Origin of the sequence: Methylobacterium segetis (assembly GCF_004348265.1) — a bacterium.
GTDB lineage: Bacteria > Pseudomonadota > Alphaproteobacteria > Rhizobiales > Beijerinckiaceae > Methylobacterium > Methylobacterium segetis.
The window spans coordinates 64,152-90,876 of the sequence record NZ_SMNT01000253.1; the positions used below are offsets into that span (position 1 = coordinate 64,152).

Consider the following 26,725-nt stretch of genomic DNA (forward strand, 5'->3'; position numbering starts at 1 on the left):
TCCCTCAGGCGTTCGAAACCTCGACGAGGCGGGCGAGCGTCGCCCGGGCCGCCCCGCTGGCGATGGCCGCATCCGCGCGCGCGACGCCCTCGCCGAGCGTCGGAGCGGCCCCCGCGACCACGAGGCCGGCCCCAGCATTGAGAACGGCGATGTCCCGGTAGGCGTTGCGGGCTCCGTCGAGGACGGAGGCGAGGGCGCGGGCATTGTGGTCCGGATCGCCCCCCCGCAGATCCTCGAGGGTCGCGAGCGGCAGGCCGACCTCGCGCGGATCGATGCGGAAGCGGGTGATGTGCCCGTCCTCCAGGGCCACGACGGCGGTCGGCCCCGTCACGGTGATCTCGTCGAGCCCGTCCGAGCCGTGCACGGTCCAGACCCGGCGACTTCCGAGCGCCGAGAGCACCCGGGTCAGCGGCTCCGCCCAGTCCGGCGTCGAGACGCCGAGAACCTGGTGCGTGACGCCCGCCGGATTCGAGAGGGGGCCGAGCAGGTTGAAGATGGTGCGCACCGGCAGTTGCGAGCGCACGGGCGCGACGTGGCGCATGGCGCCGTGATGCGTCTGCGCGAACATGAAGCAGAGGCCGGCCTGATCGAGGCAGCGGCCGAGACCAGCCGGGTCGAGGCCGAGCTTCACGCCCAGGGAGGCCAGCACGTCCGCGGCGCCCGAGCGCGAGGTCGCGGCGCGATTGCCGTGCTTGGCGACCGGCACGCCGCAGGCGGCCGTGACGATCGCCGCCAGCGTCGAGACGTTGTAGCTGCCGGAATGGTCGCCGCCGGTGCCGACGATGTCGACGGCACCCGGGACGGAGGCGACCGGGAGCATCCGGGCGCGCATGGCCTCCACGGCGCCCGTGATCTCCTCGACCGTCTCGCCGCGGACCTTCAGCGCGACGAGGAAGGCCGCCGCCTGGACCGGCGTGACATCGCCGGAGAGGAGGTCGTCGAAGGCGGCGCGCGCCTCGTCGCGGCTCAAGGACTGCCCTGAGGCGACCTTGGCCAGGGGGTGCTTGAAGGATTCCATGCGCCGGACGCGGTCTGCCGATGCGGGCGCGCCGCGCGTCGGCGCGTCCCGGTCTGACGCGTCAATGCACGTCGTGCGCGCGCTTGTCACGCTCCGCGTTCCAGGCCGCGGCGATCTCGAGGAAATTGCGCAGGATCTGCGTTCCATGCTGCGAGAGGATGCTCTCGGGATGGAACTGCACGCCGTGGACCGGCCGCGACCGGTGCTCCAACCCCATGATCAGCCCGTCGGCCTCGGCCGTCACGGCGAGATCGCCGGGGCAGCCGGCGCGATCGACGACGAGGGAGTGGTACCGGGTGGCCTGGAGCGGCCCGTTGATGCCGCGGAAGACGCCGGTGGCGCCGTGCTCGATGGTCGAGACCTTGCCGTGCATCGGCGCGGGCGCCCGAACGACGTCGCCGCCGAAGGCCTGCCCGATCGCCTGCAGTCCCAGACACACACCGAAGATCGGCGTGTCGGCGGACAGTTCGCGGATCACGTCGAGGCAGATCCCCGCCTCGTTCGGCGTGCAGGGGCCCGGCGACAGGATCACCGCGTCGGCCTTGCGCGCCCGGACCTCCTCGACGGCGAGCGCGTCGTTGCGCACGACCGAGATCGATCCGCAGAGCGGGCCGATCAGGTGCACGAGATTCCAAGTGAACGAGTCGTAATTGTCGATCACGAGGACGTCGGATTGCGCGGCCGGCTTCATGGATCAGGGACTTGAGGCCTCGGGCCGCGCCGGTCAAGTGTCGGCGCCGCACAGCGGACGCTGTGCCGCTTCCATCGACGACGTTTTGAGCACATTCAGTTCAAGATGGAGTTCGTCGACAGGGGTTGAGCTAAAATGGGCCGTCAATCACGCGTCTGATTGGCGAACATTGGCCATTATGACGGCCAAGACCGAGATTTAATCGATGTTTAACCATGAAGGCCCCACTTCATAGGAGCTGGTCGGACTTTGGAGAGGCGGTTATGCGAGGCTTGGACAATGTGAAGCTCCTGGGGAAGATCGCGATCCCCCTCGCGATCTCGCTGGTCGTCACGCTCGGCGTCGTCGTCTTCGCGCGCTCAGCGCTCTCCGGCCTGTCTCGGCAGATCGACGGCCTGATCGACGTCCAGGTGGCGCGGCAGGAGAACATCCTTCGCCTCGCGGTCGATCTCACGGAGGCGGCGCTTCAGAACCGCAACATCATCATCGAGAGCGACCCCGAGAAGATCGGGGGCTACAAGATGCGCCAGGACAAGGCGAAGGCTGGGGTCGTCGCGGCGATGGACAAGCTGACGGCCCTCGCCAACACCCCTGAACGCCGGGCGATGAACCAAGAAATCCGCTCGCTCATCGACGGGTATTTCATCATCCTCGATCGTTCGACCGCGCTCGGCCTCAAGGGGGAGGACAAGGCTGCCATGGCCGTCGCGCAGAACGAGGCGTCGCCGGCCCGCCGAGCCATCAGCGAGCGCGTCGCGCAGCGGATGGAGGCCATCGGCCGGGAGCTTGCCGATGCCCGGGCGCAGGCGGAGGAGACTGCGAGCCGCGCGTCCCTGGAATTCATGGTTGCGGCGGGAACCGGCCTCGTCGTCGCCCTCGGCCTCGCCGCCGCCATCGTGATCGGCGCGATCGGGCGTCCGCTCGGGCGCATGACCGCAGCGATGGGCGCGCTCGCGGCCGGCGATCTGGACGTCGCCGTCGGGGGCGCCCAGCGCCGGGACGAGATCGGCGCCCTGGCGCGGGCGCTCACCATCTTCAAGGAGAACGCGCTCGAGGCGCGGCGCCTCGCCGCGATCCAGGCCGACGAGGACGCCGCGAAGATGCGCCGGGCCGAGCGCCTCGACGGACTGACCAAGGCTTTCGAGCGCGAGGCCGGCAGCCTCACCGACAGCCTCACGGCGGCCGCGACCGAGATGGAGGCCACCGCCCATTCCATGACGGGCATCGCCGAGCAGACGAACCGGCAGGCGGTCACCGTGGCCGCGGCGGCCGGCCAGACCTCGAGCAACGTCCAGACCGTCGCGACCGCCACGGAGGAACTCTCGACCTCGATCCAGGAGATCACGCAGCAGGTCTCCCGCTCGGCGGAGATCGCCGGCACGGCGGTCGCCAGCGCCCGCGACACCGACGCGACGATCCACGCGCTCGCCGAGACCGCGGAGAAGATCGGCGCCGTGATCGCGATGATCTCCAACATCGCGGGCCAGACAAACCTGCTCGCGCTCAACGCGACGATCGAGGCGGCGCGCGCTGGCGAGGCGGGCCGCGGCTTCGCGGTGGTCGCGACCGAGGTGAAGGAACTCGCGGCCCAGACGAGCCGGGCGACCAGCGAGATCGCGGGGCAGATCGACGCGATCCAGGGCGCCACGCGCGGGGCGGTCGACGCGGTGCGCGGCATCGGCACCACCATCGACGGCATGGCGGACATCGCGACGCAGGTCGCAGCGGCGATGGAGGAGCAGGGCGCCGCGACGCGGGAGATCGCGCGCAACGTGCAGGAGGCGGCGCGCGGCACGGAGCAGGTCACCGGCAGCATCGGCGACGTGCGCAAGGGGGCGGGGGAGACGGGCTCCGCGGCGACGCAGGTCCTGGGTGCCGCCCGCGAACTCGCCACGCACTCGGCGACCCTGAGCCAGACGGTCCGGGGCTTCCTGGCCGACGTCAAGGCGGCCTGAGCGTCGCTCACGGAACACCTTCCGGCATCGCCGCGCCCGGAAGTGGGCATCCGGGAACCCGGAGTTTCGTGAGCCGTATCGACCCGGGCGGCCGGCCCCGAGGGGGTCGGCCTCCTACTGCCCGCGCCTCGCCTGGGCGGCGAAGCGCACGGCGTCCTCGGCGGCGCGGAACAGGGCCTTCGCCTTGTTCACGCATTCCTGCTGCTCGGCCGCCGGATCGGAATCGTAGACGATGCCCGCGCCCGCCTGGACGTGCATCCGCCCATCCTTCACGATGGCCGTGCGCAGGACGATGCAGGTGTCCATCTCGCCCCGGGCCCCGAAATAGCCGATGCAGCCGCCATAGGGGCCGCGCTTCTCGCGTTCCAGCTCGTCGATGATCTCCATCGCCCGCACCTTCGGCGCGCCCGACACCGTTCCGGCAGGAAATCCCGCCGCGAGCGCGTCGAGGTTGTCGCGGGCCGGGTCGATCTCGCCCTCGACGTTCGAGACGATGTGCATCACCTGGCTGTAATATTCGAGGAAGAACGAGCCGGTGACGGTGACGGTGCCGATCCGCGAGACGCGCCCGACATCGTTGCGGCCGAGATCGAGCAGCATCAGGTGCTCGGAGCGCTCCTTCGGATCGGCGAGCAACTCCTCGGCCAGCGCCTTGTCCTCCGCGGGCGTGGCGCCGCGGCGGCGCGTTCCGGCGATCGGCCGGATCGTCACCGTGCCGTCCCGCACCCGCACCAGGATCTCCGGGCTTGAGCAGACGACCTGAAATTCCTCGAAATCGAGGTAGCAGAGGAACGGCGCCGGGTTGGTCCGCCGGAGGGAGCGGTAGAGGGCGAAGGCCGGCAGCGTGAAGGGCGCCTCGAAGCGCTGCGAGAGCACCACCTGGAAGATGTCGCCCGCGACGATGTACTCCTTCGCCCGCGCCACCATGCCCGCATAGTCGGCGGGGGGCGTGTTCGAGACGGGCTCGGGCGGCGGGACGTTGCTGAGGTCGGCCCGCGCCTCGATCGGCAGCGGCCCTTCGAGGGCGCCCGCGACCTGTTCGAGACGCGCCTGCGCCGCTTCGTAGGCGGCGCGCGCGGAGACTCCCGCGACGGGCCGCACCGGGCTCACGACCGTGATGAGGTCGCGCACCGCGTCGAAGACCACCATCACCCGCGGCCGCACCAGCACCGCGTCCGGCACGCCGAGCGGGTCCGGGTTCGGCTCCGGCAGCACCTCCATGGCCCGTACCATGTCGTAGCCGAGATAGCCGAACAGGCCGGCCGCCATCGGCGGCAGCTCGGCGCCGGCCTCCTCGCCGATCGCGCTCTCGGCGATCAGCGCGCGCAGGCTGTCGAGGGGGCCTCGGTCATCGGGGCTGAACGCCGAGAGATCTGCGCCGCGGGCGATCTCGGGCCTGCCGTCCCGGCAGCGCCAGATCAGGTCCGGGTCGAGGCCGATCATTGAGTAGCGCCCGCGGACGGCGCCACCCTCGACGGATTCGAGAAGGAAGGCCGCGCCGGCGTGGCGGGCCCGCAGCTTCAGGAAGGCCGCGACCGGTGTCTCGAGGTCCGCGACGAGCGTCAGGTTGAGGAGGGCCGGGCGGCCGGCCTCGTAGCCGGCCGCGAAGGCGTCGTAGGGATCGTCGGAGGCCATTGCCGCCTCAGTACTCGCCGCCGATCGCGCGCCGGAAGGCGGCCTGATTGACGCTCACCCCGGCCTTCTTCTGCACCTCGGCGATGTACTCGCCGAGCACGTCGTCGGCGAGCGCCGTGCGGAAGTTCGACTCGATCGTCTTGTCGCTCGGGCTGCCGGGCACGTAGGCCGGCATCGTCGCCGAGGTGACCTTGAACAGGACGCGCGACTCGCCCGACGGGGCCGACCCCGGCTTGTCGACGAAGGTCGCGAAGATGCGATTGACAACGTCCGCGTCGAGGTCGTCCTTCGATTGGTTGCGGGCGAGGTCCTCGGCCGTCTGGACGTTGAGGCCGACCGAGCCCGCGACGGCTTCGAGGGTTTCGCCCTTGTCGAGCCGCTCCTGCAACTCCCGCGCCTTGGCGGCGAGCCGGTGCGATACCTCCGCCGCCTTCCAGCCGGCGACCGCCTGCTCCCGCACCTCGGCCAGCGGCTTGTCGTGGGCGGGATCGATCTTGGTCACGTCGAACCAGACGTAGCCGCCGGTCTTCGTGCGCAGCGGTTCATTGTCGCCGCCGATCTCGGCGCGGAACACGGCGGGCAGGGTCGTGTCCGGATCGGGAATGCCGGCAACCGGCTGGCCGCCCGGGTCCTTGCCCTGGGCATCGATCGCCTCGGCCGCGACGAGGGGCAGGCCGCGCTCCTTGGCGATGTCGGCGAGCGGCTTCGCACTCGCCCGCTGGTCCTCGATCGCGTCGTGGGCCGCGTCGATGCCGCTCCGGGCGCGCTGATCGGCAAGGGCCTTCCGGATCTCGGGCGCGACCTCGGCGAACGGCTTGCGGGTCTCCGGCTCGATGCCCGTGACGCGCAGGAGCACGGTGCCGAAGCGGCCCTTCACGGGCGGGCTCAGGGCGCCCTGCTGCAGGGAGAAGGCGGCGTCGGCGACCGCGGGGTCGAACAGCTCGGCCTTCGTCAGGGTGCCCAGCGAGAGGCTCTTCGGGTCGACCCCGCGCTCCACGGCCACGGCCTCGAACGGCTTCTCGCCGCTCTCGATCTGCTTGCGCGCGGCCTCGGCCGCCGCCTCGTCGGGGAAGACGATCTGCTGGATCGTGCGGCGCTCGGGCGAGCCGAAACGCTCCTTCTGCGTGTCGTAGACCTTGCGCAGCTCCTCCTCGGTCACCGCCTCGGGCATGGCGAGCGTCTCCGGGCTGAGGACGAGGAGGTTGGCGCTGCGGCGCTCGGGCGCCCGGTAATTGGCCTTGTTCGCGGAATAATAGCCTTCCAGCTCCGCATCGGTCGGCGCCGGGACCTCGCCCGCGACGGACGGCGCAAGGCGCAGATAGGCGGCGGCACGCCGCTCCGTGGAGTAGCGGTGCACGGCCTCGCGCATCGCCTGAGGCACATGGATGTCCGCCGCGACGGCTTCGGCAAGCTGGAGCCGGGCGATCACCGCCCGCTGCTCGCGCACGAACAGGGCCTCGTTGAGCCCTGCGCGCTGCAGCGTCTGGTAGAACAGGGACGGGTCGAACTTGCCCTCCGCGTTCTGGAACGACTTCTCCTCGTGGATCGCGCGCAGCACCGCCGCGTCCGGCACCGCGAGGCCGAGGTCGCGGGTCTTCTGGTCGAGCGACGCTTCCGTCACGAGCTGGGACATGACCTGGCGGTCGAGCCCGAGCGCCCGCGCCTGATCGGGCGTCAGGTTGCGGCGAAGCTGCTGCTGATAGCGCTGGAGCTGGTTCTGATAGGCGGCGCGCACGGCCTCGGCCGAGATCTGCGTCTTGCCGACGGTCGCGACCGTGTTGCTCGATCCGCCCCGGAAGAACTCCTCGACGCCGAAGATCGCGACACCCGCGATCAGCAGCGTGAACACGATCGTCAGAACGATCTTGCCGAGCCAGTGCTGGCTGGCATTGCGCATGTTCTGGAGCATCGGGGCGCGGGCCTGTCTGTCGTCCTTCCCGCGCGGGCAGCGCTCGCGGCGGGCGTGTCGGCGTTATGAAATTGCGGTTGCCCGCGATAGACCATCCGCGGGCGTCAGCAAAGGGCGGAGGCGGTTTGCACGCCCAAGCTTGCTCTGATAGGCCCGGCAATCGTTGCGTACCGCGAAGGGCACCGATGACACGGCAGGGACGGCGCCCTCTGGTTGCAGGCAATTGGAAGATGAATGGCACCCGCAGCTCGGTTGCCGTGGTCGAGGCCGTCCGCCGCGGATTGTCGCCCGCCCTCATCGAGGGCATCGACCTGCTGATCTGCCCGCCCTCCACTCTGATCGCGTCCTGCGTCGCCGCTGCCTACGGCTCCAACATTGCCATCGGCGGCCAGAACCTCCACGCCAAGCCGAGCGGCGCCTTCACGGGCTCGATCTCGGCCGAGATGCTGGCCGACCTCGGCGCCTCCTACGTGATCGTGGGGCATTCGGAGCGGCGCGCCTACCACCACGAGACGGATGACGGCGTGCACGCCAAGGCACTCGCCGCCCGGCGGGCGGGATTGTGCGGGATCATCTGCGTCGGCGAGACGAAGGACGAGCGCGAGGAGGGCCGCACCCTCGACATCGTGCGCGCCCAGCTCGCCATCGGCGTGCCGAAGGGTGCGACCGGCGCCGACACGGTGATCGCCTACGAGCCGGTCTGGGCGATCGGCACCGGCCTCACGCCGACGCCCGCCGACATCGCCGAGGTGCACGCCTCGCTGCGCGAGATGCTGGAGCGGCTCGTCGGCCCCGAGGCGGCGCGCATCCGCATCCTCTACGGCGGCTCCGTGAAGCCCGGCAACGCGCGCGAGCTGATGTCCGTCGACAATGTCGACGGGGCACTCGTCGGCGGCGCGAGCCTCGTCGCGGAGGATTTCCTGGGGATCGCGGCCGCCTATGCCTGAGCCCGCACCACGCGGTTGCGCGGTTGGCGGCAGGTCATATCTGGTGTAAGGCCCCGCGGGTTACGCGGCCGGCGTCTCGGGATGCCGGCTCTGCCTGCGTTCCCGAAGCCCGTCAGGCCGCCGGGCAGCGCGCGCCGCTTCTGGAAATCCGATGCAGACCGTCCTGATCGTCGTACATCTTCTCATCGTGCTCGCGCTCATCGCGGTGGTGCTGCTGCAGCGCTCCGAGGGCGGCCTCGGCCTCGGCGGCGGGGGCAGCGGCGGCGTCTCCGGCTTCATGACCGGGCGCGGACAGGCGAACGCCCTGACGCGGGCAACCGCGATCCTCGCCGCCCTGTTCTTCGTGACCAGCATGACGCTCGCCGTCCTGTCGCATCGGAGCGCGGCGCCGAAATCGATCCTGGAGGGCACCGGGACGGGACAGCCCGCGCAGCAGGCCCCGAACGCCGACAACCTGCTCGACACGCTTCGCCGCCAGGGCGGCGGCGAGGGCGGTGCTCAGGCTCCCGCCGCTCCGGCCTCGCACGCACCCGCGCCCGCCGCCCCCTCGGGTCCGCCGGACGCGCCGCAATCGCGCTGAGCGCCGGGCAGGCGCTCCCCCCGGCGCCGGCGCATGGCCCTCGGGTCGCGCCGACGTCGGCTTCGAATTGCCCTTCCCCTTCAAGGCCGTAACCTTGCGTTGCGCGTTCCACAAGGATCGCGCGGCGCGAGCATTTTGCGGTTTGGCAAATCACCGAGCATTCGTTAAGGACCGAGGCCCATGACGCGGTACGTTTTCATCACCGGCGGCGTGGTTTCCTCGCTCGGAAAGGGTCTCGCCTCGGCGGCTCTCGCGGCCCTCCTTCAGGCCCGGGGCTACAAGGTCCGGCTCCGCAAGCTCGATCCCTACCTGAACGTCGATCCGGGCACGATGAGCCCGACGCAGCACGGCGAGGTCTTCGTCACCGACGACGGCGCCGAGACCGACCTCGACCTCGGCCATTACGAGCGCTTCACGGGCGTCCCCGCGACCCGGGCCGACAACATCACGACGGGCCGGATCTACCTCGACATCATCACCAAGGAGCGGCGCGGCGACTATCTCGGCGCCACGATCCAGGTCATCCCCCACGTCACCAACGCCATCAAGGCGTTCGTCCTCGACGGCAACGAGGACTTCGACTTCGTCCTCGTCGAGATCGGCGGCACGGTGGGCGACATCGAGGGCCTGCCCTTCTTCGAGGCGATCCGCCAGCTCGGCCAGGAACTGCCCCGGGGCGCCACCGCCTTCGTGCACCTGACGCTCCTGCCCTACAGTCCCTCGGCCGGCGAGTTGAAGACGAAGCCGACGCAGCATTCCGTGAAGGAGCTGCGCTCGATCGGTATCCAGCCGGACATGCTGCTCTGCCGCTGCGACCGGCCGATCCCGGCCGACGAGCGGCGCAAGCTCGGCCTGTTCTGCAACGTGCGCGAGACGTCCGTGATCGAGGCCCGCGACGTGGATTCGATCTACGACGTGCCGCTCTCCTACCGCGAGGCGGGCCTCGACCGGGAGGTGCTCGCTCATTTCGGCATCGATGCGGACACCGAGCCGAAGCTCGAGAAGTGGCGCACCATCTCGGAGCGGGTGAAGAACCCCGAGGGCGAGGTCTCGATCGCGATCGTCGGCAAGTACACGGGGCTGAAGGACGCTTACAAGTCGCTCACCGAGGCGTTGACCCACGGCGGCATCGCCAACCGGGTCCGGGTGAACCTCGAATGGATCGAGTCCGAGGTCTTCGAGCGCGAGGATCCGGCACCCTTCCTCGAGGGGCTGAACGGCATCCTGGTGCCCGGCGGCTTCGGCCAGCGCGGGGCGGAGGGCAAGATCCGGGCGGCCCGCTACGCCCGCGAGCGCAAGATCCCCTATTTCGGCATCTGCTTCGGCATGCAGATGGCGGTGATCGAGGCGGCGCGCTCGCTCGCCGGGATCGCGGATGCCAATTCCACCGAATTCGGGGAGACGTCCGAGCCGGTCGTGGGCCTCCTCACCGAGTGGCTGCGCGGCAACGAACTGGAGCGGCGCGCGGCCGAGGGCAATCTCGGCGGCACGATGCGCCTCGGCGCGTACAGGGCGAACCTGAACCCCGATTCGAAGATCGCGCAGATCTACGGCTCGACGGACATCTCGGAGCGGCACCGGCATCGCTACGAGGTCAACATGGCCTACCGCGAATGCCTGGAGGCCAAGGGCCTGCGTTTCTCCGGCACCTCGCCGGACGGCCTCCTGCCCGAGACGATCGAGCATGTCGGCCATCCCTGGTTCATCGGCGTGCAGTTCCACCCGGAATTGAAGTCGCGGCCCTTCGAGCCGCACCCGCTGTTCAAGGGCTTCATCGCCGCGGCGATCGAGCAGAGCCGGCTGGTCTGAGCACCCCTGCGACGCTGCGTCGTCGCGGCGGGTGGCGCCTTTGGTTGGGATTCGGGGCGCCGCAGCCTAAATCTCTGCGTCGTGACCGAGATCCTGTTCTACCACATGCAGCGCCAGCCCCTCGAGAAGGTGCTGCCGAACCTGCTGGAGCGCTCGCTGGAGCGGAAGTGGCGGGCCGCCGTCCAGGCCGCCAGCGAGGAGCGCCTTCAGGCCCTCGACGACCAGCTCTGGACCTTCAGCGACGACAGCTTCCTGCCCCATGCCACGGACCGCGACGCGGATGCGGCGAGCCAGCCCGTGATCCTGACGCTGCGCGACACCAATCCGAACGCCGCCTCGATCCGTTTCCTCGTCGAGGGCGCCGAGCTTCCTCCGGATGCGGGCAGCTACGAGCGGATCTGCATCCTGTTCGACGGCACCGACCAGGATGCGCTGCTGCGCGCCCGCGAGCAGTGGAAGCAGGCCAAGGAGGGCGGCCACGCGGTCGCCTACTGGCAGCAGGACGAGAGCGGCCGCTGGCAGAAGAAGGCCTGAGGCCCCGAACCCGATCGAGACACGCGACCGCGCGCCGCCGCGGCACCGGAGGAACGCCATGACGCGCTTCGCAGCCTGGGCCGCCGCTTTGGCCCTCGTCCTCGCCGGGCCCAATCCGCTGCTCGCGCAGGGCGGGCCGCCCGGGGCGGCACCGCAGCGGCAGGCCGAGCAGCGCGGTCCGGAAGGGCGCAAGTTGCCGCCCGATTCGACCACCGAGCACAGCGTCACCCTGCCGGACGGGCGCAGCCTCGCCTTCACCGCCGTCGCGGGCAGCCTGCCGCTGGTCGACGAGGCGGGCAAGCTCCAGGCCGAGATCGCCTACGTCGCATATACCCGCCCGGCCCGCGAGGGCGAGGCGGAGCGCCCCGTCACCTTCGCCCTCAACGGCGGTCCGGGGGCGGCCTCCGCCTATCTCAACATCGGCGCGATCGGCCCCTGGCGGCTGCCCGCGGACGGGGCGAGCATCAGCCCCTCCCAGGGCGTCGGCCTCGTCCCGAACGACGGGACCTGGCTCGACTTCACCGACCTCGTCTTCATCGACCCCGTGGGCACCGGCTACAGCCGCGCGGCGGATGGGGACGCCAAGAAGTATTGGAGCATCGAGTCCGACGCCTCGGTGCTGGCGGCGGCGATCGCCCGCTACCTGCGCATCAACGACCGCACGGGGGCGCCGAAATTCTTCGTCGGCGAGAGCTATGGCGGATTCCGCGGGCCGCTCATCGCCGCGAAGCTGCAGGAAGATGTCGGGATCGGGCTGTCCGGCATGGTGCTGCTCTCGCCGGTCCTCGATTTCGGCTGGCTGCAGCCGCCGCGCACCAATCCCTGGGGGCACGTCACGCGCCTGCCGTCCTTCGCGGCGGCGGCCCTGGAGCGGCGCGGCACCGTTCCGACGCGCGCCCAGCTCGCGGACGCCGAGAGCTACGCGACCGGCGCCTATCTCGCCGACCTCTTGAAAGGCCCGGCCGACGCCGTGGCGGTGGCGCGGCTGTCGGACAGGGTCGCGGGGCTGACCGGCCTCGATGTCGGCTTCGTGCGCGCGCAGGCCGGTCGCCTGACCTCGCACAGCGTGCAGCGGGAGATCGACCGGGCGGGCGGGCGCGTCGCCAGCGCCTACGACACCGGCGTGACCGGCTGGGACCCGGAGCCGAACGCCCCGCATTCGGGCTTCGAGGATCCGCTCCTCACCGCGATCCAGGCGCCGCTGACGAGCGCGATGATCGAGCTCTACGCCAAGCGGCTGAACTGGCGCGTGCCCAACATGCGCTACGAACTCCTCAACGGCGCGGTCAATCGCGGCTGGAGCTGGGGCGGGGGCCGCAGCGCGCCGGAGGCCGTGGGGGCGCTGCGCGGGGTGCTCGCCCTCGACGGCAATCTGCGCGTCCTTGTCGCCCACGGCTTCACGGACCTCGTGACGCCCTACTTCACCTCCAAGCTGATCATCGACCAGATGCCGAGCTACGGCAGCGAGAAGCGGCTCAGCCTCGCGGTCTATCCCGGCGGGCACATGTTCTACTCGCGTCCCGACGCGCGCGCCGCCTTCCGGCAGGACGTCGCGGATCTCTACGCCGCCGCCCTCCGGGCGCGGGCGAGCGCGCCGCAGCCGCAAGGGGCGAGACCCGCCGCCGAGACGCACAAGGATATGCCGTGAGCCGACCGAGACGCCTGCCGCTCCTCCTCGTCGCGGCCGCGCTCGCCGGCTGCCAGAGCACCGAGCGCGCCGCGCCCGCAGCCCCGCCTGCCGCGAGCCCGCCCGTGGCCGCGGCGCCTGCTGCACCGACCTATAGCGGCCCCGTGCTCGGTCCGGACGGGCAGTGCACGGGCCCGGCTCCCACGGCGGCGGCCGCCATCGAGCCCGGCATCGGCGAGTGCGATCTCGTGCGCCTGAAGGGCAAGACGCCGACGGACGTGCTCGTCGGCGAGGGACGGTCCGGGCGCGAGGTCCAGGTGCTCTACAACGAGCCCGGCGCGAAGGAATTGTACTTCTTCGTCAACAACCGCCTCGACCGCATCGTCCGGTAACGATCAGCGGACCCGCCAGACCTTCAGAAAGGTTCCGGGCACGTCCACGGGCTCGAGCCAGGACGCCGCCGCCGTTCCCTCGGCGAGCCGCGTCGCGAAGGCCGTCTCGGGGCCGGTGTCGGAGGCCGGCTGCCCGGGGCAGGCCACGACGTAGGTGATCCCGCGTGCCTCGACATGGCGCCGCAGGTCGCCCTCTTCCCCTCCGAGCCCCTCGATCCCGGCCAGCAGCCCCGAGGTCGCCCGGTGATAGGGGGCGGCCACGATCGCGTGCGGGGTGTGGAGGAGGATCGCCGGACCCATCCGGATCAGGGCGAGCATCGTCCCGCTCGGCACCTGGGCGAGCGGCGCCACCGCCTCCGGCGTGAGGCAGCGCAGGTTGTTCTCCGCCTGCGCCGCGATGGGGCTCGGGCGGATCAGGGCGGCGACGTAGAGCGGCAGCGTCCAGACGGAGCTGACGAGGCCGAGGGCGAGCGCCGCGAGGCCGGCGCGCTGCCCCGCCGGGACTGTCAGCTCCCCGACGCGCGCGATCGCGCGAGCGATCACGGGCGCGGCCGCCAAGGGAAGGATGCCCATGGGACTGTAGGTCCCCCGGAACTGGACGCAGCCGAGGATGAGGCCGGGCCAGAGGAGGAGGGCCGCGACCCCGAACAGGCGCCGATGCTCCGGCGCGCCGCGCAGCGCCTCCACCGTCGCAACGAGGCAGGCCAGCAGGAGCGAGGGGTAGAAGGCGAAGCTCTCCCAGCGGCCCTTCACGATGAAGCCCCGGAGCGAGGTCATCTCGTTGACCGTGTAGAGCCACTTCTCGCGCACGAGCTCCGGCATGCCGGTGAAGGGACCGTCCAGGCAGGCCGGGAACAGGCTGACGAAGCCGGCGATGAGGAGGAGCCCCGGAACTGCCACGGCGGTGAGCCGCCAGACCGGCGTCGCGAGGCGGCGGTGCAGGCCGGCGCAGGCGAGGGCGGTGCCCCCCCCGCCCACGGCGAGCCAGAGCCAGGGCGGCGAGAGCGCGTCGCAGGCGGAAACCGCCCAGAGCCGGGGTGCGGTCTGGAGCCCGAACAGGAGCGGTGCGGCGAGCCCGAGCCCGAGGCCGAAGCCGAGGAAGGCGGGGAGGCGCCCGCGCAGCACCCAATCGAAGATCAGGAACAGGGCGGCGGCGCCGATGAAGGGCAGCGACTCGAGCCCGACCGCCAGGGAGAGCGCGGTGATCGCGCCGCCTGCGAGCCCCGCGCGCAGCCCCCCCCGCGCGACGCAGAGCGCGAGGCCGAGCATCGCGACGAGCTGGACGTTGTGGTGGTCGACGCGCCCGGGCGAGAATTGCAGGGTGAGACCGAGCGTGTGCAGAGCCACGAGGACGGCGATGATGGCCGTCTGCGCGCCGAACGCGGCACGGACGCCCCTGTACAGCACGAGGGCATAGAGGAGCAGCAGCAGCGGGGGCCAGAGCGCCGCGGTGAGCCCGAGCGCCAGCCCCTTGCCCACGAAGGGCGTGAGCCCGAGCGCGAGCAGCGCCATCGGCGCGTCGACGAGGCGCGACCAGTGGCTCGCCACCCCGTCCGGCGGCACGAACCGGTATTGCGTGTTGTCGAACCAGCCCTGGCCGGCCACGAGGTCGCGCACCGCGACGAGGCGCATGGCGTCGTCGGTGTCCCGCACGCGCAGGTGCTCGATCGTCGCGAGAATGTCGCCGGGTGATTCGAGGGTCACGACCGAGAAGGCGACGAGCAACCAGAGCAGCAGCGCCGGGCTGAGGCTCGTCGCGCGCGTGGCGCCCGGGTGAGACGCTGTGGTGCTCAGCATGGTTCGCTCGCCGCGCCAGTCCTGATCGTACCCATCAACCGTCCCTCGACAATCGGGGCGAGCGTAGGGCCGCCGGGTTAAGCCGCGGTCAAACCTGCCGGACTTCGATCGCGTGCCGGCGCTTCAGAGCTTCCTTAACCATCCGGGCTGCAAGGTCCGCGCTGCAACTGCGCCGTGCCGGCGCTGAGCCGTGCGGCCCGGATGCCGGAGCAGGGAATGAGCTATCACACCGAGACGCTGATCATCGGCGCCGGTCCCGCGGGCCTCACCGCCGGCTACCTGCTCTCGAAGAAGGGGCGGGACGTGGTAGTCCTCGAACGCGATCCGCAGCAGGTCGGCGGCATCAGCCGCACCGTGTCGCACAACGGCTACTTGTTCGACATCGGCGGCCATCGGTTCTTCTCGAAGGCGAAGGCGGTGGTCGATCTGTGGGACGAGATCCTGCCCGACGACTTCATCGAGCGCCCGCGCCTGTCGCGGATCTACTACCGGGGCAAGTACTACGCCTATCCGCTCAAAGCCTTCGAGGCGCTGAGGAACCTCGGCCTCCTGCAGAGCGCGGCCTGCGTCGCCTCCTATCTCTACGCGCGGGCGCGGCCGATCCCGGAGCCGAAGAGCTTCCACGACTGGGTGCGCAATCAGTTCGGCGAGCGGCTGTTCTCGATCTTCTTCAAGACCTACACCGAGAAGGTGTGGGGCATGTCCTGCGACGCGATCTCCGCCGACTGGGCGGCGCAGCGGATCAAGGGTCTCGATCTCGGCGCGGCGATCCGCGACGCACTCGTGCGCTCGCTCGGGCTGAAGGCCAAGGCGAAGCCCGGCGAGCCGGTCATCAAGACGCTCATCGAATCCTTCCGCTACCCGCGCCGCGGCCCCGGCATGATGTGGGAGGCGGCTGCCGCGAAGATCGCGCGGCAGGGAGGCCGGGTCCTCCTCGACCGCGGCGTCGACGGGCTGAGCTACGATGCGGCGACCGGGATCTGGACGGTCTCGGTGCAGCGCGGCGACGGATCCCGCGAGACCTACACGGCGCGCAACCTGATCTCGTCGGCGCCGGTGCGCGAGCTCGTGGAAGCGATCAAGCCGCGGCCGATGAGCACCTTCCACGCCCGCGCCCTGCAATACCGCGACTTCCTGACCGTGGCGCTGATCGCGCGCTCGCGGCGCGAATTCCCGGACAACTGGATCTATATCCACGACCCGTCCGTGCAGGTCGGCCGCGTGCAGAACTTCCGCTCCTGGTCGCCGGAGATGGTGCCCGATGCCGACTACACCTGCCTCGGGCTCGAATATTTCTGCTTCGAGGGCGACGGTCTCTGGAACGCCTCGGACGCGGATCTCGTCGCGCTCGCCAAACGCGAGATCGGCACGATCGGCCTGATCGCTCCCGAGGACGTCGTCGACGCCTGCGTCGTGCGGCAGCCGAAGGCCTATCCGGTCTACGACGAGAATTATCGGCAGAACGTCGCGATGGTGCGCATGGAGCTGGAGCGGGATTTCCCGTCGCTCCACCTCGTCGGCCGCAACGGCATGCACAAGTACAACAATCAGGACCACGCGATGATGACGGCGATGCTGACCGTCGAGAACATCATCGAAGGGCGGCGCCGCCACGACATCTGGCGCGTCAACGAGGATGCCGAGTACACCGAGGCCGGGCTCTCCGGTGCCGAGGAGGCGCTAGGCAGCGAGCGCCTCGTGCCGCGCAGGGTGGCCTGAGGTTTCAGCGCCCGAGGAGCCGCTTCGCCTCGGCGCGGGCGGCCTCCTCCAGGTGGGCAAGGCGCAGGCGGCGCTCGAGCGAGAGCCCGCCGCTTCCGGGCGGAAGGGCGATGATGTCGGCGACCGTCTCCCGGTCCCGGTAGAGGCTCTCCAGGGCCGAGCCGGACAGCGTCGCCGAATCGAGCCGCTCCGCGAAGCCCGTCTCGTGCATCGCGCGCACGATCCGCTCCTCCAGCAACAGGCCCGGCGCGAGCGCCCGGTGGCGCTCGTCGTAGGCCGTTTTCAGGAGCGTCGCCGTGCCGCCCGCCACGAGGGCGAGGCTGATCGCGATCGGCGTCCCGTCGAGGCTCAGGATATCCGCGCGTGCGCGCACCGGCCCGTCCGAACCCGAGAAGAGCGCGCGGGCGAGCCTGTCCGTCGCCGGGCTGCAGGCCATTGCCGTCCCGGAGTCCCCCTTCCAGCCGGCCTGCTCCAGGGTGAGGAAGGCTTCGATCGACCGGGTCAGGTCAGCGCCTTCGGTGGCGGTCGTGAAGGCGACGGCACCGAGGTCCGCCAGACGCCTCTCGCGGCGGCGGAGATCCTTCAGGCGCGAGCGGTGCGGGTGCCCATCGAGGAAGGCCTCGTAGCTCGCCCGCCGCTGGAGGACGGGGCGCTCGAAGGCTGAGATGGCCGCCACCGACCAGCCGGCGGATTCGAGGGCCCTCAGCAGGGCGGATCCCGCCGGCGAGCCGGTCGGCAACAGTGGCCAGCGCCACGCGCCGTTGGCGGCGAGCCCGTTGACGAGGGCCGCGACAGCCTCGCCGTCTCCGGGTGTCACGAGCGGTGCGGTCGCCGTGACGAGGGGCGAGAGGAAGGGGCGCGCCATGCGGCCGCCGAGGCCGACGATGTCGCGCCTCAGCTCGAACGGCAGGGTGGCCTCGAGCCGGTGCCCGCGCCAGACCGTGACGAACCGGAGCGAGCCGCCCGCGAGATCCGCCGCCCGATGCGCGGCGAGGGCGTGCCGGCTGAGATGGGGGTTCGGCTGCTCGGCGCGGCGCAGCAGATCGTCCCAGGCCTCGCCGGAGCGTTCGAGCTCGGCGAGGGTCGAGATCCCGACGGCGATGGCGCAGGTCCGGGGCTGGGGAATCATGATGGCGTCCGAGCTCTGCGGCCCGACCAGACCGGCGTCGCGAGACCGTGGAGTGCCCGCGCGCTGTGCGCGAGCGCGGCCGCGCGCAGGATGCTGGCGGCGGCCATCGCCAGCGCTGCGCCGTTCACGCCGAGCCACGGAACGAGCGCGAGGCAGAGCAGCGCCGCCACGCCCACGAGGCCGATTGTGATCGCGGCGCAGAGCCGCTCGCCGCCGAGCATGGTGAGCAGATCCTCGCCCGGCCCGAACAGGCTCGCCGCGACGCTGCCGGCGACGAGGATCGCGAGCGGAGCCTGGCTCGCCGCGAAGTCCGGCCCGAACAGGCTCAGCAGCAGCGGACCGGCCGCGACGATGCCCGACCCGATGACGAATGTGGCGGCGCAGGTGGCGCGCCCCTGCGCGGTGACGAGGGCGGCAAGCCCGTTCCGGTCGCCCGCGGCCTGGGTGGCGCTGAAACGTTGCGCGGTCGCTGCCGAGGCCGCGAAGTGCACGAACAGGACGAGCTGTTGGATGCGGGTCGCCGCGAAGTAGAGGCCGACCGCGGCTGCCGGCATGAGGAAGCCGAGGACCACGACGTCGACGAAGCCGAAGGCCGCGCCGGCAAGGTCGGTCGCCGCGATCGGCAGGCCGGCGCCGAGCCAGACCCGCCAGCGATAGAGCCGCGGCCCGGCCGGCAGGATCGCGGCGAGGCGGCGCAGGAGCAGGGCGGCCTGGATCGTTGCCGAAAGGCCGGTGGCGAGGAATGCGCAGGCGAGGGCCACCGAGGCTTCGGCCGGCGCCCCGCAGAGAATCGCGCCGAGCATCGCGACGACCACGAGCCCCTGGCGCAGCAGGTAGGGTGGGGCGATGGCAAGGACGGCCCAGTCGTGGCTGCGCGCCACGCCCTCGCAGAAATCCTGAAATGCGAAGAGCGGCAGGACGAGGGCCGCCAGCACGACGGGCCATCGGTAGGCCTCGGCCAGAGCGGGACCGCCGAGGGCGAGAGCGAGGCCGAGCGCGGCGACGGCGAGGCCCGTGAGGGCGGTCACGGCGGCGCCGCCGATGAGGAAGCCGCGGGTCTCGGCGTGCGCTCCCCGCGCGCGGCTACCCGGCAGGAAGCGGCAGGCGCCCTGCGACAGGCCGAGCGTCGAGGCATGCCCGAGAATCGCGATCCAGACCCAGACCGTGGCGAAGATGCCGTACTCGGAGCCGCCCATCAGGCGGGCCATCAGCACCTGCGCGATGTAGGCGAGCCCGGCCGCTGCGATGCGGATGGCGAAGACGGTGACGGCCGCACGCGCCGGTCCGGTCCGGAGGGCGCGGATCCGCCCGAAGGCCGTGCCGAGCCCGTGCCCGTCGCGGGCCTCCTCGGCCGGACGATCGGCCGGATCGTGTGCGAGACCCGCTGCCATGCCCGCTCCCCGAGAAGCGTGAGGGCGGCGCGCGGCCGGCCCGACAGGACCGCTTAGGGGAGGCGCCCTTGCCGTCCGGTTAAGGGAGGCGCCCGGGCCGCCTCAATGGGCGTCGGGGGTCGGATTCACCTGTGGACCGTGCGCGCCGTCCCGGGGCGAAGGCAACAGCGACTTGCCGAGGACGGGGCCGGCGGTGCCCGTCGTATCGGGCTGGAGCAGGGACAGGGTGATCGCCCGGGTCACGTGCTCGGCCATGCAGCGCAGACCGAGATCGTTGAGACGGAACTGGCGGCCCAGCATGTGGTCCTCGCCCTTGTCGCCGCGGCCGGAGAGGAAGCGCATGGCGGCGTAGCGCTGCACCAGCGGCACGCCCTCGCGGGCGGCGACCTCCTGAACCTTGCGCACGATGCTGAGGTAATACTCGTCCTCGGCGAGGCTCGCCGTATAGACGGGATCGACCAGCACGACGTCGATGTCGTGCGACTTGACCCACTTCACGGTCTCGTCGAGGGCGTCGGCGAAGGCGTCGAGTTCGACACGGGCCAGCGCATCGTGCGTCCCGACCTGCCAGATCACGAGGTCGGGTTCGACATCCGCCACCATGCTGCGCAGCCGCTCGGCGGCGCCCGAGGCGATCTCGCCCTGCAGGCCGCGGGCCTCCACCACCACGTCGACATCCGGCAGGGAGCGCTCCAAGGCCGTCTCGAGCTTGACGGGGTAGCTCGCCGAGGCGCCGGGGCCGGCCGAGGTCGAGCCGACGGCGAGCACGCGGACCGGCCGCTTCTCCTTGAGCGCGGTCTTGACCGCGTGAAGCTTCGCCAGCGTGTAGAGCTTCGAGCCGGGCACGCGGCATTCGGGCGACAGGCTCGGGTCGAGGCTCTCGCCGGCGGGCGCCGGAGGCGCGGTCGGGGGAGAGACGACCGTCGGCGCCGGCCGGGCCGCCTCGGGCGCCGGCTCCTGTGCCTGGGCGGTGCCGAGGCCTACGAGCAAGGTCAGCGCGAGCAGGAGCGGCCGGCGGCCGGGCGGGGCGGCTCTCACGTCGGGATCCGCGGCTTGCGGGAACGCCACTCGACGAACCATGCGGTAAAACCCAGTGCGAACAGTCCGAACGCAACGATGATCAGGTCGATCAGGAGGCCACCACCCGTCCAGAACCGCAAGAGCTGTCCGGCCAGACTGAATACCGAACCCATGGAGAACACGGCAAGCGAGTTCCTCCCGAGGCTCGTCAGATAGCGCACGATCCCACCGATCCGCGGCGCCAGGACGGCGTAGACGCCCTGGAACGCGAGCAGCACGCCGAGGACATGGATGAGCCGCGCGGGCGACAGGTAGGTCTTGTCGAAGGTGAAAATGAGGCGCGGCTCCGGAACGAGCAGCGGGTCGGGCCGAAGCTCGAGCACCGAGAGCACGATGCCGAGCAGGACCAGGCCGACGCCGAGCGGCATCAGCCGGCGCGCCCAGCGGCGGAGCGTATCCGAGCGCCGGTTCCAATCCTCCAGCACGAAGCCGAGGACGAGGAGAAGCTGCCAGCAGAGCGGATCGAAGAACCAGTCGCCCTCGCCCGGCCAGGACGGCAGGTTCCACTCCTCGACGAGGCTCGTGAGATAGAGCCCCACGGACAGGGCGAGGGCCGCGATGCGGCTCACCCGTGCCAAGAGGATGAAGACCGGCGCGATGCCGAGGAGCACCACGTAGAGCGGCAGGATGTTGAAGAAGCCGAGCTGATGGCTCAGCAGCACCACCCCGACGATGGTCTGGATCGGGTCCGCGAAGAAGGTCCCCGCATTGTGCCACTCGAGGATCAGCGGGTTGTCGAGGAGGAGCGCGGTGCCGGCGATCATGGCGAGCGCGATGGCCATGACGGTGATCTGTGCCCGGTAGACCTCGATCGTGCGGGACATCAGCCGCAGCACGGAGCGCAGCGCGGGTTCCGGCCGGCCGTCGCGTCCGCGCGTCGCGATGCCGATCGACCATCCGGCCAGGAACACGAACAGCTCGGCCGCGTCCGAGATGCCGTATTGCGAGTACGTGTAGCGCTCGAACGTGTTGCCCGGGATGTGATTGATGAAGATCGTCACGAGGGCGAGGCCCCGCCAGAAGTCGATGGCGTTTGCATCCCGCATCGCGGTGGCGGCTCCGGGCTGGAAGGGGGCGGTGGCTGGGCTCGGCGCAGCCGGATCGATCCGCGAGCGCGCCGTGATAGGGCCATGCCGGCCGATCTGCAAAGACCGACCGCAGGGCCCTGAGCCGGCGACCGGGGGCGATGCGTCGCAGTCTGCAACCTCTGCTAGTACTACTGGTTGCATATCGCGCGCGCACCCGTCTGCGCGTCCTCACGAACATCGGGAATCGGATCTTCATGGAGCCTGTTCCGGCGGGGGCCGCACGAGCCGCGATGGCACCCGGCACGGCGCGGTCGCGTGGTGCGATTCCTCTGGGGCGCGCCTTCGTCACCACGGGCGGCGGCCACCGCGTCGCCTACGTCGAGGCAGGCGATGGGCCGGACCTCGTCCTGATCCACGGGGCGCTGATGACGCTCGAGGATATGTGGCTCGGGCCGATGCAGGCGCTCGCGCGGCATTTCCATGTGGTCGCCGTCGACCGTCCGGGGCACGGCGCCAGCACGCGCGGCCGCCTGTCCGCCGCCTCGCCGTGGCGGCAGGCCGAGATCCTGGGAGACGCCATCGACGCCCTCGGCCTGCGCCGACCGGTCGTCGTCGGACACTCGTTCGGAGGCGCCGTGGCGCTGTCACTGGGGATAAGCCGGCCCGAGCGGATTGCGGGCGTTCTCGCGCTCGCGCCGATCGCCTTCCCGGAATTGCGGCTGGAGCAGGTTCTGTTCGGGCCGCGCAGCGTTCCCATCTCGGGGGACGCGCTGGCGCAGGGGGCCGCCGCTTCGGTCGACCCCTTGCTTCTGCCGCTGCTCTGGCGTGCCATGTTCCTGCCGCAGCCCATGCCCGAGGCGTTCGCCGCGCAATTCCCGTTCGGCTGGGCGCGGCGACCGGAAGCCATGATCGCCAACGGCGAGGACGCGGTTGCGCTCTGGCAAGGGCTCACGCGCAGCGCGTTCTCCCACGCGGGCTGCCGCGCGGCGGTCCACATCATCGCGGGGGACGCCGACCTCGTGGTCAACCCTCGTCTTCACGGCCGGACGGCCGCCCGGCTGATCCCCGGCGCCCGGTTCGAAAACCTCGAGGGCGTCGGACACATGGTCCACCATGTCCGCGTCGAGGCGGTGGTCGAGGCAGCCCGCGCCCTGGCAGGCCGCAGCACGCAAGCGATGCCGCCTCAGCCCCTTCGATTCGGAGGGACGGACGCGCCGAAGCCGCGGGCATTCGTGCACACGCGCGGCGAGGCATGACCCGGCTCGGATGAGACCCGACGCCCTGAAGCTTCCTCGGCGCGAATGCGCTCGATCGGGAGGCCGAAGCGTCGCGCTTCCACCCCCTGCAGGACCGGATTTTGAGGAAGATGGTGGTGCCGCAAGAGGGATTCGAACCCCCGACCCCCTCATTACGAATGAGGTGCTCTACCAGCTGAGCTATTGCGGCCCGATCCACGTGCCGGAGGGCGCGGTGCGATCGTTCGGCTGAGGCTCATATCCGGCCGGCCCCGCATTGGCAAGGCGGCTCGCGTCTCGGGCAAGGCTGCGATGCAGCCGTGCCACGGGGATCGCTCGGCGGGCCTGCGCCGCGGTCTGCCGGCTTGACGGCGGTGAACGCGGGCGAAACTGTCCCCGCATCGCAGCGGAAGGCTTCCGATGTCCCTGATCTCGCGCCTCAGAACCTACGCGTCCGAAGCGTTCGGGATCGCTCCGTCCGCCGTCGAGGCCGAGATCGACGAGGAGCACCTCGCCGCAACAGCCCTCCTCGTCCACGTCGCGCGGGTCGACGGCGTGCTCGCTCCGAAGGAGGCCGAACGCCTCGCGCGTCTCGTCCGCGGCCGCTACGCGGATTCGGACGCGGCGGCGGACGCCCTCATCGCGCGGGCCACCGCCTTCGATGCGGAGACCCGCGATATCGCGATGCTCGTCGAACGGATCGGGCGCGAGGGCGGAACGGGCGAACGGGCGCGGCTGCTCGCCATGGCCTGGTCCATCGCGGGCGCCGACGGCAGCGTCGACGAGTTCGAGGAAGCGCTGGTCTGGCGGCTCGGCAAGCTCCTGGGGCTCGAGGAGGCCGCCATCGTCCGAGCACGCGAGGAGGGCCTCGCGGGCCGCGATGGGGCGGGACCGGCATGAGGGCGCGCCAGTCGGGACGGGAGCGCCGGCCATGATCGCGAGCCTCGCCCTCGTCCTCCTCGCCCAGCTTCTCGGCGAGGTCTTCGCGCGCGGGAGCGGCCTGCCGCTGCCCGGGCCGGTTCTCGGCATGGTGCTGATGCTGGGGTTCCTCACGCTGCGCGACCGCGGCCCCGCCGCGGTGCCGCGCGGCCTGCCGAGGCCCCTCACGGACGGAACCCTTGAGCAGACGGGCAAGGGCCTCCTCGCCAATCTCTCGCTGATGTTCGTGCCGGCCGGTGCCGGCATCGTCGGACGTCTCGACGTGCTCCAGGCGCAGGGCGCGAAGCTCGCCTTCGTCCTCGTCCTGTCGACGCTCGCCGCCCTTGCCGCGACCGCGCTGACCTTCGTCGCCGTGTCGCGCAGCCTCGACCGTCGCCGCGGCGAGCGGGAGGAGGCGGCGTGAGCGGCGAATTCGCGGTCTGGGTCTATCTCTCGCGGACGCCGCTGCTCTGGCTCACGGTGACGCTCCTCGCCTATCTCGTCGCCGACCGCATCGCGGCCGCGACCGGACGAAACCCGGTCGCGAATCCGGTGCTGATCGCGATCATGATCACGGCCGCGATCCTGTCCGTCACGGGCACGCCCTATGCCGACTACTTCCAGGGTGCCCAGTTCGTGCACTTCCTGCTCGGTCCCGCCACCGTGATGCTGGCGCTGCCGCTCTACGAGCACCGGGCGACCGTGATGCGGGCCCTCGTGCCGATGCTGGCGGCGCTCGGCGTCGGTTGCGTGGTGGCGCTCGTCTCGGCGATCGGCCTCGCCCGGTTGCTCGACATCCCCCGCCCCGTCATCACGGCGCTCAGCCCCAAATCGATCACCTCCGGCGTCGCGAGGGGTGTCTCGGAGACGCTCGGCGGCGATCCGACGCTGACGGCCGTGATCGTCATGCTCACGGGCGTCACGGGGGCGATCCTGGTCACGCCCCTGATGAACGCCCTGCGCATCCGCGACATGCGGGCGCGAGGCTTCGCGGCGGGGCTCGCCGCGCACGGCGTCGGAACGGCCCGGGCCTTCCAGGTCAGCGAGGTTGCCGGCACCTTCGCCGGAATCGCGATGGGCCTCAACGCTCTGTTGACCGCGATCCTGGTACCTGTGGTCCTGCGACTCGTCCCCTGACGCGATCGTCCGTCCGGAACCGTCCCAACGATGGGCCGTCCGGCGGCAACGTCGTGGCGCGGCTCGCGAAATCGCCCTCGTGTGCTCTCGGCACACTTGAAATCGGGACCGGCCTCGGATGAACCTGCGAGCTCTGGCGTGGCGATTGGAATCGGGCGGGGGCGCGTGCCGGCGCAACCGGTATTCGCGTCGCGCGGCAGAGGTTGGGCCGGCCGAAGCGGGTATTCGGACCGGCATTTCATGTGACCGCGCGCACCAACTCGCTCGGATACTTCCGGTAGCGAAACAATGAGCGCGCGTCGAAAGACGCGGGAATCGGACGTGGTGCGCAGAACGTGAAGACGATCGCCGACATCGGAGCGTATTCGCAAGGGGCGGCCTTCGGCCTCGCGGACCTGCGCGAGGTCGTCGCCGAGCCGGGCGGCACCATCCAAGTCGACGACGCGGCACTGCTGTTCCGCGGACAATACATCCGCGCCGGCTCGGACCTGATCATTAGCGACGAGACCCATCGGCTCGTCGTGCACGATTATTTCGAGGTCGGGCGCCGGCCGAAGATCGTCGCGCCCGATGGTGCATCCCTGTCCGACGCGGTGATCGAGGCGCTCAGCCTGCCGCTCGGCGGCGAGCGCTACGCGCAGGCCGGCGCACCGCAGGCCTCCGACGCCGCGTCGGCGATCGGTCGCGTGCAGACCGTCACCGGAACCGCCAATGTCGTGCGCAACGGCGTCACGGTCACGCTCCACGTGGGCGACCTCGTCTACAAGGGCGATGTCGTGCAGACGGAGCGCGGCTCGTCGCTCGCGATCTCGTTCCTCGACGGCACGCTGTTCAGCCTCTCGGCCAGCGCGCGGATGCTCCTGAACGACATGGTCTACAAGGCGGAGGGGGAGGGCAGTTCCGCGCTCTTCAGCCTCGTCCAGGGCTCGATCACGTTCGTGGCGGGCAAGGTCGCCAAGACCGGCGACATGAAGGTCTCGACGCCCGTCGCCACGATGGGCATCCGCGGCACGGCGGTCTCCGTGCAGATCGACGCCGACGACGGCACCACCCGTCTCTCGGTGATGACCGAGCCGGACGGGCGTACCGGCCGCTTCGACGTCTACGACCGCGACGACCCGAGCCGGATCCTCTTCACGGTGTCCGATCCGGGCCACGCCTTCGTGGTGAGCCCGAATGGCCCGCAACAGGTCAAGTTCGAGCAGGTCGCCAAGACGCCGGCGGATTTCCAGACCGAAGCCGCCCTCGTCCAGGCGATCTTCAAGGCCTTGGCGGAGGCGCCGAGGCTGCCGGTCTACCAGGGACCGGCGACCGGAGGCGGCGGCGGTTCGAGCACCGAGCCGAGCATCATCCAGCCCGATTCCGGCCCGCCCGCGGGGCCCGGCGCACCGGGCGGTCCTCCGGGGACGCCGCCGGTCGATCCGCTCTCCGGCTCCCCGCCGCGCGGTTCGGGCCAGCCGAACCCGGGCGACCTGCGACCCGCTGGCCCGCCCTCGGAGCAGGCCCCGGACGACCCGCTCGTCCTGACGCCGCACACCTTCGCGGTCGTGCAGGGCAACGCCCTCGTCGCGGCGACCGCGGGACAAGGCGTGCTCGGCGCGACGGCCGCGCTCATCGTCGCGGCCCGGGCAGGCACGGATGCGCCGACCGACGGCCTCTCCGGCGGGGCGGTCGTGCTGGAGGGGCGCTACGGCACGCTGCTGCTGCGCGAGGACGGCACCTACGTCTACCGCGCCGACAAGGCGGCCGCCCTCGCCGAGGGGCAGAAGGGGGCGGATGTCTTCACCTACCGCGTGCAGGATCGGACGGGCGCCACCGCGACGACGACGCTGACCATGGACGTGACCGGCGTCAACGACGCACCGGTCTCGGGCGGTGCGATCTCCCTCGGCGTGGTTCCGGAGGACCAGGGCCTCGTCCTCTCGCGGGCGGACCTCATCGCGGGCACGAGCGATGTGGACGGGGACGCCCTGCAGGTGACCGGCCTTCGGGTCGCCGAGGGCGGCGGCACGATCGAGGATCTCGGTGACGGGCGCTACGCCTACCGGCCCGCTGAGAACGCCCATGGCGCGGTGACGCTCGCCTACACGGTCAGCGACGGACATGGCGGCAGCGTCGAGCAGGTTGCGCGCTTCGAACTGGCTGCGGTCAACGACGCTCCGGTCCTTGCCCGGCCGGTCGCGCTTCCGGCGGG

Annotated in this window: 22 protein-coding genes and 1 tRNA gene; 13 read left to right on the forward strand and 10 right to left on the reverse strand. The window is 71.1% G+C overall.

Going from position 1 to position 26,725, the window contains the following annotated elements:
* Window positions 1-4: 4 nt before the first annotated feature.
* Both trpD and E1J50_RS26775 read right to left on the reverse strand, forming a co-directional pair.
* Window positions 5-1,018, reverse strand: coding sequence for an anthranilate phosphoribosyltransferase (gene trpD, locus E1J50_RS26770; RefSeq protein ID WP_132257358.1), 1,014 nt, complete (start codon window positions 1,016-1,018; stop codon window positions 5-7).
* A 61-nt stretch (window positions 1,019-1,079) separates the two neighbouring features.
* A complete protein-coding gene (locus E1J50_RS26775; RefSeq protein WP_132257360.1) occupies window positions 1,080-1,709 on the reverse strand; it encodes an anthranilate synthase component II in 630 nt (209 codons plus the stop codon).
* A 281-nt stretch (window positions 1,710-1,990) separates the two neighbouring features.
* On the opposite strand from E1J50_RS26775, the gene E1J50_RS26780 reads away from it, so the two are divergent.
* Complete coding sequence (locus E1J50_RS26780; RefSeq protein WP_342635924.1) at window positions 1,991-3,664, forward strand: methyl-accepting chemotaxis protein; 1,674 nt, start codon at window positions 1,991-1,993, stop codon at window positions 3,662-3,664.
* Window positions 3,665-3,778: 114 nt separating this feature from the next.
* Here the strand turns inward: E1J50_RS26780 and trpE are convergent, their stop codons facing one another.
* Together trpE and E1J50_RS26790 are read right to left on the reverse strand one after the other, a co-directional pair.
* Entirely contained in the window at window positions 3,779-5,299 is a 1,521-nt protein-coding gene (trpE, locus tag E1J50_RS26785) for an anthranilate synthase component I (protein ID WP_132257365.1), read from the reverse strand.
* Between the two features lie 7 nt (window positions 5,300-5,306).
* Window positions 5,307-7,208 (reverse strand): peptidylprolyl isomerase, encoded by a 1,902-nt coding sequence (locus E1J50_RS26790; protein WP_132257367.1) that lies wholly within the window; start codon window positions 7,206-7,208, stop codon window positions 5,307-5,309.
* 185 nt (window positions 7,209-7,393) lie between these two features.
* On the opposite strand from E1J50_RS26790, the gene tpiA reads away from it, so the two are divergent.
* The 6 genes from tpiA (at window position 7,394) to E1J50_RS26820 (ending at window position 13,097) form a co-directional block, all read left to right on the forward strand.
* Window positions 7,394-8,155, forward strand: a complete 762-nt coding sequence (gene tpiA / locus E1J50_RS26795; RefSeq protein WP_132257369.1) for a triose-phosphate isomerase — start codon at window positions 7,394-7,396, stop codon at window positions 8,153-8,155.
* A gap of 151 nt (window positions 8,156-8,306) precedes the next feature.
* Complete coding sequence (gene secG, locus E1J50_RS26800; protein WP_132257371.1) at window positions 8,307-8,735, forward strand: preprotein translocase subunit SecG; 429 nt, start codon at window positions 8,307-8,309, stop codon at window positions 8,733-8,735.
* A gap of 180 nt (window positions 8,736-8,915) precedes the next feature.
* On the forward strand, window positions 8,916-10,544 hold the full coding sequence (locus tag E1J50_RS26805) for a CTP synthase (protein WP_132257374.1): 1,629 nt from the start codon (window positions 8,916-8,918) through the stop codon (window positions 10,542-10,544).
* 81 nt (window positions 10,545-10,625) lie between these two features.
* Entirely contained in the window at window positions 10,626-11,078 is a 453-nt protein-coding gene (locus tag E1J50_RS26810; protein WP_132257376.1) for a DNA polymerase III subunit chi, read from the forward strand.
* Window positions 11,079-11,136: 58 nt separating this feature from the next.
* A complete protein-coding gene (locus E1J50_RS26815) occupies window positions 11,137-12,726 on the forward strand; it encodes a S10 family peptidase (protein WP_132257379.1) in 1,590 nt (529 codons plus the stop codon).
* A complete protein-coding gene (locus tag E1J50_RS26820; RefSeq protein ID WP_132257381.1) occupies window positions 12,723-13,097 on the forward strand; it encodes a hypothetical protein in 375 nt (124 codons plus the stop codon). Before E1J50_RS26815 ends, E1J50_RS26820 begins: the two co-directional genes overlap by 4 nt.
* 3 nt (window positions 13,098-13,100) lie before the next feature.
* On the opposite strand, the gene E1J50_RS26825 is transcribed toward E1J50_RS26820, so the two are convergent.
* Entirely contained in the window at window positions 13,101-14,894 is a 1,794-nt protein-coding gene (locus E1J50_RS26825; protein ID WP_245516777.1) for a hypothetical protein, read from the reverse strand.
* Between the two features lie 216 nt (window positions 14,895-15,110).
* Between E1J50_RS26825 and E1J50_RS26830 the strand changes: the two genes are divergently transcribed.
* Complete coding sequence (locus E1J50_RS26830) at window positions 15,111-16,613, forward strand: NAD(P)/FAD-dependent oxidoreductase (RefSeq protein ID WP_132257384.1); 1,503 nt, start codon at window positions 15,111-15,113, stop codon at window positions 16,611-16,613.
* Window positions 16,614-16,617: 4 nt separating this feature from the next.
* On the opposite strand, the gene E1J50_RS26835 is transcribed toward E1J50_RS26830, so the two are convergent.
* The 4 genes from E1J50_RS26835 to E1J50_RS26850 all read right to left on the reverse strand — a co-directional run bounded on the left by E1J50_RS26835 (window position 16,618) and on the right by E1J50_RS26850 (window position 21,259).
* Window positions 16,618-17,742, reverse strand: a complete 1,125-nt coding sequence (locus tag E1J50_RS26835; protein WP_132257386.1) for a GNAT family N-acetyltransferase — start codon at window positions 17,740-17,742, stop codon at window positions 16,618-16,620.
* Window positions 17,739-19,133 (reverse strand): lipopolysaccharide biosynthesis protein, encoded by a 1,395-nt coding sequence (locus tag E1J50_RS26840; RefSeq protein WP_132257389.1) that lies wholly within the window; start codon window positions 19,131-19,133, stop codon window positions 17,739-17,741. The genes E1J50_RS26835 and E1J50_RS26840 overlap by 4 nt, the downstream gene beginning before the upstream one ends.
* A gap of 102 nt (window positions 19,134-19,235) precedes the next feature.
* Window positions 19,236-20,201 carry an SGNH/GDSL hydrolase family protein gene (locus E1J50_RS26845; RefSeq protein WP_425374973.1) on the reverse strand — a complete coding sequence of 322 codons (966 nt, stop codon included), beginning with the start codon at window positions 20,199-20,201 and terminating at the stop codon, window positions 19,236-19,238.
* The gene (locus E1J50_RS26850; protein WP_132257394.1) at window positions 20,168-21,259 is read right to left on the reverse strand and encodes an OpgC family protein; all 1,092 of its coding nucleotides are present in this window, start codon (window positions 21,257-21,259) and stop codon (window positions 20,168-20,170) included. The genes E1J50_RS26845 and E1J50_RS26850 overlap by 34 nt, the downstream gene beginning before the upstream one ends.
* A 140-nt stretch (window positions 21,260-21,399) precedes the next feature.
* Between E1J50_RS26850 and E1J50_RS26855 the strand changes: the two genes are divergently transcribed.
* Window positions 21,400-22,497 carry an alpha/beta fold hydrolase gene (locus E1J50_RS26855; protein WP_245516778.1) on the forward strand — a complete coding sequence of 366 codons (1,098 nt, stop codon included), beginning with the start codon at window positions 21,400-21,402 and terminating at the stop codon, window positions 22,495-22,497.
* A 114-nt stretch (window positions 22,498-22,611) separates the two neighbouring features.
* Here the strand turns inward: E1J50_RS26855 and E1J50_RS26860 are convergent.
* A tRNA-Thr gene (locus E1J50_RS26860) sits at window positions 22,612-22,687 on the reverse strand.
* 209 nt (window positions 22,688-22,896) lie between these two features.
* On the opposite strand from E1J50_RS26860, the gene E1J50_RS26865 reads away from it, so the two are divergent.
* The 4 genes from E1J50_RS26865 to E1J50_RS26880 all read left to right on the forward strand — a co-directional run.
* Complete coding sequence (locus tag E1J50_RS26865) at window positions 22,897-23,376, forward strand: tellurite resistance TerB family protein (protein ID WP_132257397.1); 480 nt, start codon at window positions 22,897-22,899, stop codon at window positions 23,374-23,376.
* A gap of 31 nt (window positions 23,377-23,407) precedes the next feature.
* A complete protein-coding gene (locus E1J50_RS26870) occupies window positions 23,408-23,818 on the forward strand; it encodes a CidA/LrgA family protein (RefSeq protein WP_132257400.1) in 411 nt (136 codons plus the stop codon).
* Window positions 23,815-24,531, forward strand: coding sequence for an LrgB family protein (locus tag E1J50_RS26875; RefSeq protein ID WP_132257402.1), 717 nt, complete (start codon window positions 23,815-23,817; stop codon window positions 24,529-24,531). Before E1J50_RS26870 ends, E1J50_RS26875 begins: the two co-directional genes overlap by 4 nt.
* A gap of 335 nt (window positions 24,532-24,866) precedes the next feature.
* Window positions 24,867-26,725: tandem-95 repeat protein (locus E1J50_RS26880; protein WP_132257404.1), on the forward strand; the 1,859-nt coding region annotated here is incomplete at its 3' end.

Coding starts and splice junctions, on each gene's coding strand:
- E1J50_RS26825 (WP_245516777.1), bottom strand. CDS start 14,894: ATGCTGAGCACCACAGCGTCTCACCCGGGCGCCACGCGCGCGACGAGC.
- E1J50_RS26840 (WP_132257389.1), bottom strand. CDS start 19,133: ATGGCAGCGGGTCTCGCACACGATCCGGCCGATCGTCCGGCCGAGGAG.
- E1J50_RS26865 (WP_132257397.1), top strand. CDS start 22,897: ATGTCCCTGATCTCGCGCCTCAGAACCTACGCGTCCGAAGCGTTCGGG.
- E1J50_RS26870 (WP_132257400.1), top strand. CDS start 23,408: ATGATCGCGAGCCTCGCCCTCGTCCTCCTCGCCCAGCTTCTCGGCGAG.
- E1J50_RS26855 (WP_245516778.1), top strand. CDS start 21,400: ATGCGTCGCAGTCTGCAACCTCTGCTAGTACTACTGGTTGCATATCGC.
- tpiA (WP_132257369.1), top strand. CDS start 7,394: ATGACACGGCAGGGACGGCGCCCTCTGGTTGCAGGCAATTGGAAGATG.
- E1J50_RS26815 (WP_132257379.1), top strand. CDS start 11,137: ATGACGCGCTTCGCAGCCTGGGCCGCCGCTTTGGCCCTCGTCCTCGCC.
- E1J50_RS26835 (WP_132257386.1), bottom strand. CDS start 17,742: ATGATTCCCCAGCCCCGGACCTGCGCCATCGCCGTCGGGATCTCGACC.
- E1J50_RS26830 (WP_132257384.1), top strand. CDS start 15,111: ATGAGCTATCACACCGAGACGCTGATCATCGGCGCCGGTCCCGCGGGC.
- trpE (WP_132257365.1), bottom strand. CDS start 5,299: ATGGCCTCCGACGATCCCTACGACGCCTTCGCGGCCGGCTACGAGGCC.
- E1J50_RS26850 (WP_132257394.1), bottom strand. CDS start 21,259: ATGCGGGATGCAAACGCCATCGACTTCTGGCGGGGCCTCGCCCTCGTG.
- E1J50_RS26805 (WP_132257374.1), top strand. CDS start 8,916: ATGACGCGGTACGTTTTCATCACCGGCGGCGTGGTTTCCTCGCTCGGA.
- trpD (WP_132257358.1), bottom strand. CDS start 1,018: ATGGAATCCTTCAAGCACCCCCTGGCCAAGGTCGCCTCAGGGCAGTCC.
- secG (WP_132257371.1), top strand. CDS start 8,307: ATGCAGACCGTCCTGATCGTCGTACATCTTCTCATCGTGCTCGCGCTC.
- E1J50_RS26790 (WP_132257367.1), bottom strand. CDS start 7,208: ATGCTCCAGAACATGCGCAATGCCAGCCAGCACTGGCTCGGCAAGATC.
- E1J50_RS26775 (WP_132257360.1), bottom strand. CDS start 1,709: ATGAAGCCGGCCGCGCAATCCGACGTCCTCGTGATCGACAATTACGAC.